Origin of the sequence: Streptomyces microflavus (assembly GCF_014650075.1) — a bacterium.
Lineage (GTDB): Bacteria > Actinomycetota > Actinomycetes > Streptomycetales > Streptomycetaceae > Streptomyces > Streptomyces microflavus.
Genome location: NZ_BMUG01000011.1, coordinates 244623 through 255968 on the forward strand (window position 1 = coordinate 244623; position 11346 = coordinate 255968).

Genomic DNA, 11346 nt, shown 5'->3' on the forward strand with positions numbered 1-11346 from the left:
CGCCCACCAGGGACCCCGTTCCTATGAGGTCATAAGCTGGCTTTATGCCCAACGACGACCGAGCCCCCCGCGCCCCCCTCTCCCACCGGGTCCCCGACCTCGGAGCGCTGGAGCTGCTGCTCGCCGTCGCCCGGCACGGCAGCCTCGGACGGGCCGCCAAGGACGTCGGCATCACCCAGCCCGCCGCCTCCAGCCGCATCCGCTCCATGGAACGGCAGCTCGGCGTCGCCCTGCTCGACCGCTCCCCGCGCGGCTCCCGGCTGACCGACGCGGGCGCGCTCGTCACCGACTGGGCGCGCCGGGTGGTGGAGGCCGCCGAGTCGTTCGACGCGGGGGCCCAGGCGCTGCGCGACCGGCGGGACTCCCGGCTGCGGGTCGCGGCCAGCATGACGATCGCCGAGTACCTGCTGCCCGGCTGGCTGATCGCCCTGCGCGCGGAGCGCCCGGACACGGCCGTCTCGCTGCTCGTCGGCAACTCGGCGGACGTCGCCCGCCGCCTGGTCACCGGCGAGGCCGATCTGGGCTTCGTCGAGGGCCTGTCGATACCGGAGGGCCTGGACGGCACCGTCATCGCCCACGACCGCCTCGTCGTCGTGGTCGCCCCCAGCCACCCGTGGGCCCGTCGCCGCACCCCGCTGCTCCCCGGTGAACTGGCCGCCACCCCGCTGATCCTGCGCGAGCGCGGTTCCGGCACCCGGCAGGTCCTGGACGCGGCCCTCGCCGTCCACGGCGGCCTCGCCCAGCCCCTGCTGGAACTCTCCTCCACGACCGCCGTGAAGGGTGCGGCCGAGAGCGGCGCCGGACCCTGCGTCCTGAGCGAACTGGCCCTCGGCGAGGAGCTGTCGTCCCGCCGCCTGGTCAAGATCCCGGTCGCCGGTGTACGGCTGCGCCGCCAGCTCCGGGCCGTCTGGCCGGCGGGCCACCGCCCCACCGGACCGGCCCGCGACCTGCTCTCCCGCACCGGCCGGGACCCGGTGACCTCCGCCCCGTAACCGCGCCGGGTAACCGCTTCGGACACGCTGTGGACGCCGCCTAGAGTGGCTCCATGAGCTTCGCGACACCGCCCGGCTGGTACCCGGACGCGGGGACACCCGGCACCGAGCGCTGGTGGGACGGCACGGCCTGGACCGCGCACACCCGCCCGCCCGCCGTCGTACAGCACGAGCCGGTGCGACAGCCGTACGCGCCCCAGTCGTTCGGGCCCCCGGTGCCACCCCCGCCCGCCCGGGGCGGCGGCCGTACGCGAGTCCTGGCCATCGCGCTCTCGGGCCTGCTGGTCCTGGGCGCGGCCACCGCCGCCTTCCTCCTGCTGGGCCCCGACGACAGCGGTACGCGAACGGCCCCGGCACCGAGCACCTCCGACCCGGCCCCCACCGCACCCGCCACCGCCTCGGCCTCCGCCACGCCCTCCGGCGAAGGCGGCCCGGACGGCGACCCCGCCGTCCTCGTCGACCAGCTCAACGGCATCACGCTGGCGGTGCCCGACGGCTGGGAGAAGGCGAAGAACACCCCCGACGACGCCCCCACCATCCGTACCGCCGTCTCCTACGACTGCCCCGGCACCGCCGCGTCCTTCTGCTACCGGGGCACCGTCTCCACCCGTACCGCCAGGGCCGGCCGGAGCGACCCCAAGGCCGTCGCGGAGGCCGACATCACCGCCGCCGCCGACCGGGCCTACGAGGAGGACATCCTCGGGCAGCGCACCCACGGCGGCATCACGTCCCACAAGGTGCTCAAGGCGGGGCCGGTGACCGTGGCCGGACGCACCGGCCACCTGGTGCGCTGGCAGGTCGTCACCGCGAAGGGCCCCGGCGGGGTGGTGCAGTCCGTGGCCTTCCCCTCGGAGACGGGCAGCGGCACGCCGGTGATCGTCCGGCTCGCCTTCGACGCGGACCGGCCGGAGCTGCCGGTCTCGCTGATGGACACGATCACCCGGTCGATCCGCCCGATCGGGGACAGCGCCACCAGCGGCGGCGTGGGCGCGTCGATCGGCCCCTGAGCCACGTCACGCCGGGTGTCAGAGGAAGGTCTTCCCCTCGCCCCGGTACGTCGGAACGGTCGCCGTGATCCGGTCGCCCTCGATCAGCTGCAGCGCGTCGAAGCGCTCGCACAGCTCCCCGGCCTTGGCGTGCCGGAACCAGACCTTGTCACCGATCAGCAGATCGTCGGCGGGGGAACCCAGCAGCGGCGTCTGGACCTCGCCCGCGCCTTCCTGCGGGTCGTAGCGCAGCCCTTCCGGGAGGTACGGAACCGGTGAGCGGTCCGCTCCGGCCGCGCCGGATGCCGGGTAGCCGCCGCCGAGCACCGTCACCACGCCCACGCCGGGCCGGCGCACCACGGGCTGCGCGAACAGGGCCGCCGGGCGGGCGGTGAACGACGTGTAGTTGTCGAAGAGGCGGGGCACGTACAGCCCCGATCCCGCCGCGATCTCCGTCACCGCGGCCTCGGCCGCCGTGTGCTGCACGCTGCCGGTGCCGCCGCCGTTCACGAACTCCAGGTCCGGGGCGACCGCGCGGACCGCCCGCACCACCTCGGCCCGCCGGGCCGCCAGCTCCTTGCGGGCGGTGGCCTGCATCAGCCGGATCGCCCGGGACCGCAGCGGCCGTCCCACCAGTGAGTCGCCGACCCCGGCGATGTGCCCCTCGTACGCCATCAGCCCCACCAGCTTGAAGCCCGGCCTGCGAGCCACCGAGCGGGCCAGCTCGGCGAGCTGGGCGGGGGAGCGCAGCGGTGAACGCAGCGCCCCGATACGGACCCGGCCGCCCAGCAGCCGGAGCGAGGTGTCGAGCTCCAGGCAGACCCGGATCTCCTCCTGCCCGCCGGCCCGGGAGGCGTCGATCAGCTCCAGCTGGGAGTGGTCGTCCACCATCACCGTCACCGCGGCGGCCAGCTTCGGTTCGGCGGCCAGCTCGGCGAAGCCGCCCCGGTCGGCCGACGGGTAGGCGAGCAGGACGTCCCTGGCCCCGGCCCGCGCCAGCCAGAGCGACTCCGCCAGCGTGTACGACATGATCCCGGCGAACCCGGGCCGCTGGAGGACCCGCTCCAGCAGGGTCCGGCACCGCACGGACTTGCTCGCGACCCGGATCGGCTTCCCGCCCGCCCGGGCCACCAGGGCGTCGGCGTTGGCATCGAAGGCGTCCAGATCGACGATCGCGATCGGTCCGTCGAGATGGGCGGTGGCCCGGTCGTACCGGGTCCGGTCAGCGGTGCGGGCAGTCATGGCCGCAGCTTGCCAGAGAGGCGCTACGGCTGGGTAGGGGACGTTCGGGGCAGATCCGCCGAGGCCGGGCGTCCCGTTCCCCGCCGTGCGTCCGCAGCCCGTAGAGTGACGGGCACGCGAGCACCAACGCGCCTGACGGTGGCGGTGATCCGTGGTCGGTACGGGGACGTGAACCAGGGGGCCGGATGAGTACCGAAGCGCAGCGCGCTCCTGTGCCGCCCCGCCCGACGACACCACCGTCACAGACACCCCCGCCATCTGCGTCGACGCCTCGCGCCGCGGCCGCCCCGCACGCTTCGAGCGCCCCACAGACATCGAGCGCCCCACAGACATCGGTCGCCCCGCAGGCACCGAGAGCCCCGCAGGCATCCGGCGCCGCATCCGCACAGGCTGCCCCACAGGCACGGTCCGCCCCGGCGGCCCCGCGCACCTCCCAGGCGCCCCCCGCCCCACCCGTACCACCGAACACGGCGGCCCCCGCGGCCCCGTCGGCGCCCGCACCGCCCGGCCCCGTACCGCCGGCGGCCGCGCCCGCCACCGCCCCGTACCCCACGCACCCCGGTTCCGGGCCGCCCGCCGCCTTCACCACCCGGCGCAGGCCCGTGGGGGCCGTCGACCTGACGCCCGCGCCGGGGGCCGTCCCGCCGCCCCCGGGCGCGTACCGGGTACCGGCCCGCTACGGCTACCCCGAGACCCCCGCGGAGACCACCACCCGGCTCCGCCCGGTCCCGCCCCGGCAGCGGTGGCGGGGCGCCGCTGCCGCCGCCTGTGTCGTCCTCGGCCTCGGGCTGATCGGCGGTGCGGCCACCGGGGCCTGGCTGACCGGCGACTCCTCCGCCGAACCCACCCGGACCCCGTACACCGCCGGCCGTACCGTCTGGCACAGCGTCCCCGTCGACACGCTCTTCCCGCGCACGCTCAAGGGCACCGGGGCCGGACCCGGCGGTACGAACCGCAACTGGACCCGGCTCGCCGTCGCCGCCGACAGCGACTGCTCCAAGGGGCTCGACCCGCTGCTGCGCACCACCCTCCGGTCCGTCGGCTGCGAGCGGATGGTGCGGGCCACCTACACCGACGCGACCCGCTCCGCCGTCACCACCGTCGGCATGGTCGTCACCGAGACGGACGCCGCGGGGATGCAGGCCCTCAGCACCCGGTTCGCCGAGCAGAAGCTCGCCGCGCGCAAGGACCTGATGCCACGTACGTACGCCCCCGAGGGCACCCTCGCCGCCGGGTTCGGCGACCGTCAGCGCGCCAGCTGGACCGTGCGGCCGCTCACCGAGATCCCCGTCGTCGTCTTCGCCGTCTCCGGCTTCGCCGACGCGCGCACCGTCGACGAGCCGCAGCCCGCCGAGGCGGCGCTGGAGACACCCGCCACCACGGACATCGCCCAGGCCGGGCTCGGCCACGAGGCGAAGGGCATCGCGGACCGCGTGGAGCGAGGGGTGCGCACGACCGTCACCGATCTCGTGGAGCCGCCCGAATGACCCGACGACGACCCCACCGCGCCCTCGCCGCGGTCTGCGCCGCCGCCGTCCTCGCGCTCACCCCCGTCCCCGCCCACGCGGACGCCATCCGCGACCAGCAGTGGGCCCTGGCGGCGATGCACACCGACCGTGCCTGGCAGACCACCCAGGGCCGGGGCATCACCGTCGCGGTGCTGGACACCGGGGTCGACGGCTCCCACCCCGACCTCGTGGGCCAGGTGCTCCCCGGCAAGGACCTCGTCGGCTTCGGCGCCACCCGGGGCGACTCCTCCTGGGCCCTGCACGGCACCGCGATGGCCGGGATCATCGCCGGACGCGGCAGCGGACCGGACCGCGCCGACGGCATCCTCGGCATCGCGCCCGAGGCCAGGATCCTCCCCGTCCGGGTGATCCTGGAATCCAAGGACCCGGCCCGCGCCAAGGCCCGCAAGACCCGGGGCACCGCGCTCGCCCAGGGCATCCGCTGGGCCGCCGACAACGGCGCCGACGTCATCAACCTCTCCCTGGGCGACGACAGCGAGTCCGCCCACCCGGACCCCGGCGAGGACTCCGCCATCCAGTACGCCCTGTCCAAGGGCATCTCCGTGGTCGCCTCGGCGGGCAACGGCGGCGAGAAGGGGGACCGGATCTCCTACCCGGCCGCCTACCCGGGCGTGATCGCGGTCGCCGCCGTCGACGAGTACGGCACACACGCCTCCTTCTCCACCCGCCGCTGGTACGCCACCGTCAGTGCCCCCGGCGTGGACATCGTCGTCGCCAACCCGGACGGCCACTACTACATCGAGTGGGGCACCTCTGCCGCCGCCGCCTTCGTCTCCGGTGCCGTCGCCCTGGTCCGGGCGGCCCACCCCGGCCTCGACCCCGCCCAGATCAAGAAGCTGCTCGCGGACACCGCCCGCGACGCCCCCACCGAGGGGCGCGACGACGCCAGGGGGTACGGCATCGTCGACCCGGCGGAGGCCATCGAAGGGGGCTCCCGGCTCCGCCCCGGGGACCTCAGCGCCCAGGCCGCCACGGCCGGCCACCGCAAGAAGTACTTCGGCCCCGGCCCCACCCCGCCGCCCGCCGACGACGACCCGGTCAACTGGGCGGCCCCGCTCGCGGGCGGCCTCGGCGCGGCCCTGCTGGCAGCGGCCGTCGTCCTGTGGCGCGGCCGCAACGCCCCCGGCCGCCGCTGAGACTCCACCGCACCGGGCCGGCCCCCGCCCCACCCGGCGGCCGAGGGCCCCACGCCCAGGCACTACGCTCGTCCCGTGGCGCTCAAGAACATCCCGGACTCCGGTTTCTCCGACGACGACGGCTCGGCCTCTCCCGCCCTGACCGGTGCACTCGACGCCTGGTCGCGGGACCGCACCGCCGTCGGCCCGGTCCTCGCGGCCCTCAGGGAGGCCCGGCTCCTGGTCCCCGTCGTCGCCGTCCTCGGCGAGGTCGAGGAGGACGAGAAGGGCTTGCGGCGCGAAAAGACCAGCGACATGGCCGTCCCCACCCTCCAGGCGGGCGACCGGCGTGCGCTGCCCGCCTTCACCTCGACCGAGTCGCTGGCCCGCTGGGACCCCGAGGCGCGCCCCGTCGCCGTACCGCTGCACCAGGCCCTCCAGGCCGCCGCGCACGAGAAGGCCGACACCGTGGTGCTGGACCTCGCCGGGCCCGTCGCCTTCGAGCTGACCGGCCAGACGCTCCTGGCCCTGGCGGAGAACCGCACCAGCACCGACCCGCTCCAGGACCCCGCGGTGATCGACGCGGTACGGGAGGTCGTCGCCGCCGAGCCCGCCGTGCTCCGCGCCCACCTCGGGCCGGGCCCGGCGGACGGCACCCTCGCCCTCGTCCTCGCCCCGGACGCCGCTCCCGCCGAGGCGGCCCGCCGGGTCGCCGAGGCGCTCTCCGGCAGCGAGGCCCTGAGGGCCCGGCTGGTCGGCGGACTGGACCTGGCGCTGCTGCCGGCCGGGGCGGCCGCACCGGGGGAGCCGCTGTTCAGCCGCTGAGCCCGGACATGCGAGAGCCCGCCGCCCCGACGAGGGGGAGGCGGGCTCTCGTACGTACGAGGAAGGTGTCTAGCCGTAGACCGGGCCCGTGTACTTCTCGCCGGGACCCTGGCCGGGCTCGTCCGGCACCAGCGAGGCCTCGCGGAAGGCGAGCTGGAGGGACTTGAGGCCGTCGCGCAGCGGGGACGCGTGGAAGGTGCTGATCTCCGTGGTGCTCGCGTCCAGCAGTCCGGCCAGCGCCTGGACCAGCTTGCGGGCCTCGTCGAGGTCCTTGTGCTCCTCGCCCTCCTCGGTGAGGCCGAGCTTCACAGCGGCGGCGCTCATCAGGTTGACGGCGACCGTCACGATCACCTCGACGGCCGGGACCTCCGCGATGTCGCGGGCCATGGCGTCGAAGCCGGGATTCTCAGTGCTGGGGGTCGCGTCACTCATGCCCACACGATAAGGCCAGGGAGCGGCCGTCCTGTCCGCGGGAGTCGCGCGGGCCGCGGATTAGCGCCTCCGCGAGCGGGCTGCTAACCTTGTGTAACGACCGGCCGGACACCTATGTGCTCGGCCCACAAGTGGAGGCTCCGATCTCCCACCCGACTGTCCTCACGGACGGCGGGTCACCGGTCAGGCGGTCCCCATCGTTCCGTACGGACGATGGAGCCGCTCGATGCGCCCCGCGGTTGACCGCGGCGGTGCTCCGGTATTTCCAGGAGCCCCGCCTGTGTCCCGTCCGGGGCATTTTTGCCGTTCCGGCTCGGTTGGTCTTGACGTCACACACGTAACGCGGCTGTCCGCCAGGCGGTCGCGTGGTGCTACCGAGGAGGATCCATCAGCGCCGAGCCCCGCATCAACGACCGGATTCGCGTTCCCGAGGTCCGACTTGTCGGTCCCAGCGGTGAGCAGGTCGGGATTGTTCCGCTTGCCAAGGCCCTGGAACTCGCACAGGAGTATGACCTCGACCTGGTCGAGGTGGCGGCGACAGCCCGTCCGCCCGTGTGCAAGCTCATGGACTACGGGAAGTTCAAGTACGAGTCGGCCATGAAGGCCCGTGAAGCGCGCAAGAACCAGGCGCACACGGTCATCAAGGAGATGAAGCTCCGGCCGAAGATCGACCCGCACGACTATGACACCAAGAAGGGTCACGTCGTCCGGTTCCTCAAGCAGGGCGACAAGGTCAAGATCACGATCATGTTCCGTGGTCGTGAGCAGTCCCGCCCCGAGCTGGGCTTCCGACTGCTCCAGCGTCTCGCTTCGGACGTGGAGGACCTGGGCTTCATCGAGTCCAACCCGAAGCAGGACGGCCGGAACATGATCATGGTTCTGGGCCCGCACAAGAAGAAGACCGAAGCCATGGCCGAGGCCCGCGAGGCCCAGGCCGCCCGCAAGGCGGAGCGTCAGGGCACGACCGACGCACCGTCCGAGGATGACACCGCCGAGGCTCCGGCCGAAGCGGTCGAGGCTCCGGCCGAGACACCTTCCGAGGCGTGACCTTCGGGGGCTGCCATCCAGGCGCCCCCGGGTCCCCCCGGAATCCCATAGAGATCTGACGCCCCTGCAGTCCGGTGCCCAGCACCGCGAGGGGCGCCACTGACGAGGAGAGAACGGCGCGATGCCGAAGAACAAGACGCACAGCGGTGCCAGCAAGCGCTTCAAGATCACCGGCTCCGGCAAGGTGCTCCGCGAGAGGGCCGGCAAGCGCCACCTGCTCGAGCACAAGTCGTCCAAGAAGACCCGCTCGCTGACCGGCACGGTCGTCGTGGCTCCGGCCGACGCCAAGAAGATCAAGAAGCTTCTCGGCAAGTGAGGCTCGGCCCCCGGTCCGTTCCGGGGGCACGACCTCGATCACACCGGGACCAATTCGTTTCCGGGCCGTGTGAAGACACCCACGGCCCCGCTACAAGGAGTTAACAAGTGGCACGCGTCAAGCGGGCAGTCAACGCCCACAAGAAGCGCCGGGCAATCCTCGAGGCGGCCAAGGGCTACCGCGGGCAGCGTTCGCGCCTGTACCGCAAGGCCAAGGAGCAGGTCACCCACTCCCTGGTCTACAACTACAACGACCGCAAGAAGCGCAAGGGCGACTTCCGTCAGCTGTGGATCCAGCGCATCAACGCCGCTGCCCGCCAGAACGGCATGACGTACAACCGCCTCATCCAGGGTCTGAAGGCCGCCAACATCGAGGTGGACCGCAAGATCCTGGCCGAGCTCGCGGTCAACGACGCCAACGCGTTCGCCGCTCTCGTCGAGGTCGCTCAGAAGGCCCTCCCGAGCGACGTCAACGCCCCGAAGGCCGCCTGATCCAGGCACCACCTTCCAGGTACGTGAACCGGACCCGCAGGCGCACGCCGTCTGCGGGTCCGGTGCGTTGCCGCTGAATCCCACCGCCGTACGCAGAGAGGCTCGCCGCCGACCATGGGCATCCCCGAACTGATCTCCCCGCGCTCCCCGCGCGTCGCCGCCGCCCGCCGGCTGGCCCGCCGCAACTTCCGCGGCAAGGAGCGCAGGTTCATCGCCGAGGGGCCCCAGGCCGTACGCGAGGCCGCCGCCCACCGGGGCGGTGACGGCGAGCCGACGCTCATCGAGCTGTTCGCCACCCCCGAGGCCGCCGACCGGTACGCCGACATCATCGACGCCGCCCACACGGCGGGCGCCCGGGTCCACCTGGCCGGCGACGACGTCCTCGCCGACGTCTCGCAGACCGTCACCCCGCAGGGCCTCATCGGCGTCTGCCGGTTCCTGGACTCCCCGTTCCAGGAGATCCTGGACGCGAAGCCCACCCTGGTGGCCGTTCTGGCCAACGTCCGCGACCCCGGGAACGCCGGTACGGTACTGCGCTGCGCCGACGCCGCCGGCGCGGACGCCGTGGTGCTGACCGACGCCTCGGTGGACCTGTACAACCCCAAGTCCGTACGGGCGTCCGTGGGTTCGCTCTTCCACCTGCCCGTCGCCGTCGGCGTCCCCGTCGAGCAGGCCGTGCAGGGGCTCCGGGACGCCGGGGTGCGCATTCTCGCCGCCGACGGGGCCGGGTCCGACGACCTGGACGACGAGCTGGACGCGGGCACCATGGGCGGGCCCACCGCCTGGGTCTTCGGCAACGAGGCCTGGGGCCTGCCCGAGGAGACCCGCGCCCTCGCCGACGCCGTCGTCCGGGTCCCGATCCACGGCAGGGCGGAGAGCCTCAACCTGGCCACCGCCGCCGCCGTCTGCCTCTACGCCTCCGCCCGCGCCCAGCGCCCGCGCCGCGCCTCCGGGGCGTAACTCCGGGCCTTCCGACGGCCCGTCACCGATCGGTCCCGGCCATTCCGCTTTCCCGCCCACCGGCGCACTCCCACCGCGCGCCCCCACAGGGTGTCGCGGGTTCGCCGACGGCTAGTAGGGTGACGAACTCGGGGGCCCACTGCACCGGTTCGAGAGGTGGGGATACGGGAGAATGGCTGTCGGCATGAGCTCGCCGGGACCGGCGCACACCGCCGCGCGCGCCGCGGGCGAGGACCGGGGAGGGGAAACGGCCGCTCCGGACACCACCGGCACCGGACACCTGGACGCCCTCTCCACCGGGATCGACCCCGACGACCTTCCCGACGGGCTCGTCGTCGCCGACGGGAGCGGCCGGGTCATCTGCTTCAACGCCGCCGCCGCCCGCATCACCGCCACCCCCGGCGCCGAGGCGATCGGCCGCCCCCTCGACGTGGCCCTCCCGCTGGAGGACCTCAAGGGGAAGCGCTGGTGGACGCTGACCGACCCGTACGGCGGCCTCGCCACCCGTAACGGCCAGCCCGAGCGGAACCTGCTGCTGCCCGGCGGCCGTGAGGTGCTGGTCTCCGCCCGTTACGTACGCGAGCACCCGCTCGGCCCGGTGCGCCGGGTGGTCGTCTCGCTGCGCGGCACCGAGGCCCGCCGGCGTACCGAACGCAGCCACGCCGAGCTGATCGCCACCGTCGCCCACGAGCTGCGCTCCCCGCTGACCTCCGTCAAAGGGTTCACCGCCACCCTGCTCGCCAAGTGGGAACGGTTCACCGACGACCAGAAGCGGCTGATGCTGGAGACCGTCGACGCCGACGCCGGCCGGGTCACCCGGCTCATCGCCGAGCTGCTCGACATCTCCCGGATCGACTCCGGCCGGCTGGAGCTGCGCCGCCAGCCCGTCGACATCTCCGCCGCCGTCGCCCGCCACATCCAGGCCCTCATCGCGGGCGGCCAGGACCCCGACCGCTTCCGGGTCCGCGCCCGGGGGCCGCTGCCCGACCTGTGGGCCGATCCCGACAAGATCGACCAGATCCTCGGGAACCTCCTGGAAAACGCGGTGCGTCACGGCGAGGGAACCGTCACCATGGAGATCGCCCCCGCACCCGCGCCGGGGACGAGCGACGAGATGGGAACGGCTGTCACCGTGAGCGACGAAGGCCCCGGCATCCCCGAGGAGTCGATGGGCCGTGTCTTCACCCGCTTCTGGCGGGGGAGCAAGCGCGGCGGCACCGGGCTGGGCCTGTACATCGTCAAGGGCATCGTCGAGGCGCACGGCGGCACCATCACCGTCGGCCGGGGGCCCGGCGGCGGGGCCGAGTTCCGATTTATTCTGCCCGTGAGCATGCCCGCCTACCTGGTGTGAGCGGCCCACGGGCGCCCGACCGTCCCGCGGCCTTTAGACTCGACCTTTGGCACCTTTGCG

At 73.9% G+C, this 11346-nt stretch carries 12 protein-coding genes; 10 read left to right on the forward strand and 2 right to left on the reverse strand.

What is annotated here, in order from left to right:
* Nucleotides 1-44 precede the first annotated feature (44 nt).
* Both IE264_RS29820 and IE264_RS29825 read left to right on the forward strand, forming a co-directional pair.
* Nucleotides 45-992 carry a LysR family transcriptional regulator gene (locus IE264_RS29820; protein WP_015607477.1) on the forward strand — a complete coding sequence of 316 codons (948 nt, stop codon included), beginning with the start codon at nucleotides 45-47 and terminating at the stop codon, nucleotides 990-992.
* Nucleotides 993-1045: 53 nt separating this feature from the next.
* Nucleotides 1046-1999 carry a DUF2510 domain-containing protein gene (locus IE264_RS29825; protein WP_015607476.1) on the forward strand — a complete coding sequence of 318 codons (954 nt, stop codon included), beginning with the start codon at nucleotides 1046-1048 and terminating at the stop codon, nucleotides 1997-1999.
* 18 nt (nucleotides 2000-2017) lie between these two features.
* Here the strand turns inward: IE264_RS29825 and IE264_RS29830 are convergent, their stop codons facing one another.
* Nucleotides 2018-3220, reverse strand: coding sequence for an amino acid deaminase/aldolase (locus IE264_RS29830; protein WP_032758383.1), 1203 nt, complete (start codon nucleotides 3218-3220; stop codon nucleotides 2018-2020).
* A 602-nt stretch (nucleotides 3221-3822) separates the two neighbouring features.
* Here IE264_RS29830 and IE264_RS29835 point away from each other — a divergent pair.
* From IE264_RS29835 to IE264_RS29845, 3 genes are all read left to right on the forward strand, one after another.
* Complete coding sequence (locus IE264_RS29835) at nucleotides 3823-4707, forward strand: hypothetical protein (RefSeq protein ID WP_078657519.1); 885 nt, start codon at nucleotides 3823-3825, stop codon at nucleotides 4705-4707.
* A complete protein-coding gene (gene mycP / locus IE264_RS29840; RefSeq protein ID WP_032758384.1) occupies nucleotides 4704-5885 on the forward strand; it encodes a type VII secretion-associated serine protease mycosin in 1182 nt (393 codons plus the stop codon). Before IE264_RS29835 ends, mycP begins: the two co-directional genes overlap by 4 nt.
* Nucleotides 5886-5960: 75 nt before the next feature.
* A complete protein-coding gene (locus IE264_RS29845) occupies nucleotides 5961-6689 on the forward strand; it encodes an SseB family protein (protein ID WP_032758386.1) in 729 nt (242 codons plus the stop codon).
* A 69-nt stretch (nucleotides 6690-6758) separates the two neighbouring features.
* On the opposite strand, the gene IE264_RS29850 is transcribed toward IE264_RS29845, so the two are convergent.
* Nucleotides 6759-7121, reverse strand: a complete 363-nt coding sequence (locus IE264_RS29850) for a DUF1844 domain-containing protein (RefSeq protein ID WP_032758388.1) — start codon at nucleotides 7119-7121, stop codon at nucleotides 6759-6761.
* Between the two features lie 387 nt (nucleotides 7122-7508).
* Between IE264_RS29850 and infC the strand changes: the two genes are divergently transcribed.
* The 5 genes from infC (at nucleotide 7509) to IE264_RS29875 (ending at nucleotide 11286) form a co-directional block, all read left to right on the forward strand.
* Nucleotides 7509-8168, forward strand: coding sequence for a translation initiation factor IF-3 (gene infC, locus IE264_RS29855; protein WP_078618642.1), 660 nt, complete (start codon nucleotides 7509-7511; stop codon nucleotides 8166-8168).
* 121 nt (nucleotides 8169-8289) lie between these two features.
* Nucleotides 8290-8484: a 50S ribosomal protein L35 gene (gene rpmI, locus IE264_RS29860; RefSeq protein ID WP_003970213.1), complete on the forward strand. Its 195-nt coding sequence runs from the start codon at nucleotides 8290-8292 to the stop codon at nucleotides 8482-8484.
* 107 nt (nucleotides 8485-8591) lie between these two features.
* Nucleotides 8592-8975 (forward strand): 50S ribosomal protein L20, encoded by a 384-nt coding sequence (rplT, locus tag IE264_RS29865; RefSeq protein ID WP_007457565.1) that lies wholly within the window; start codon nucleotides 8592-8594, stop codon nucleotides 8973-8975.
* Nucleotides 8976-9089: 114 nt separating this feature from the next.
* Nucleotides 9090-9935, forward strand: coding sequence for a TrmH family RNA methyltransferase (locus IE264_RS29870; protein WP_032758390.1), 846 nt, complete (start codon nucleotides 9090-9092; stop codon nucleotides 9933-9935).
* A 172-nt stretch (nucleotides 9936-10107) separates the two neighbouring features.
* Entirely contained in the window at nucleotides 10108-11286 is a 1179-nt protein-coding gene (locus IE264_RS29875; RefSeq protein WP_032758391.1) for a sensor histidine kinase, read from the forward strand.
* The last annotated feature ends 60 nt before the right edge of the window (nucleotides 11287-11346 follow it).

Bases quoted from the DNA above. Each gene is read 5' to 3' on its own strand.
- IE264_RS29820 (WP_015607477.1), top strand. From the start codon at position 45: ATGCCCAACGACGACCGAGCCCCCCGCGCCCCCCTCTCCCACCGGGTC.
- IE264_RS29825 (WP_015607476.1), top strand. From the start codon at position 1,046: ATGAGCTTCGCGACACCGCCCGGCTGGTACCCGGACGCGGGGACACCC.
- IE264_RS29830 (WP_032758383.1), bottom strand. From the start codon at position 3,220: ATGACTGCCCGCACCGCTGACCGGACCCGGTACGACCGGGCCACCGCC.
- mycP (WP_032758384.1), top strand. From the start codon at position 4,704: ATGACCCGACGACGACCCCACCGCGCCCTCGCCGCGGTCTGCGCCGCC.
- IE264_RS29850 (WP_032758388.1), bottom strand. From the start codon at position 7,121: ATGAGTGACGCGACCCCCAGCACTGAGAATCCCGGCTTCGACGCCATG.
- rpmI (WP_003970213.1), top strand. From the start codon at position 8,290: ATGCCGAAGAACAAGACGCACAGCGGTGCCAGCAAGCGCTTCAAGATC.
- IE264_RS29870 (WP_032758390.1), top strand. From the start codon at position 9,090: ATGGGCATCCCCGAACTGATCTCCCCGCGCTCCCCGCGCGTCGCCGCC.
- IE264_RS29875 (WP_032758391.1), top strand. From the start codon at position 10,108: ATGGCTGTCGGCATGAGCTCGCCGGGACCGGCGCACACCGCCGCGCGC.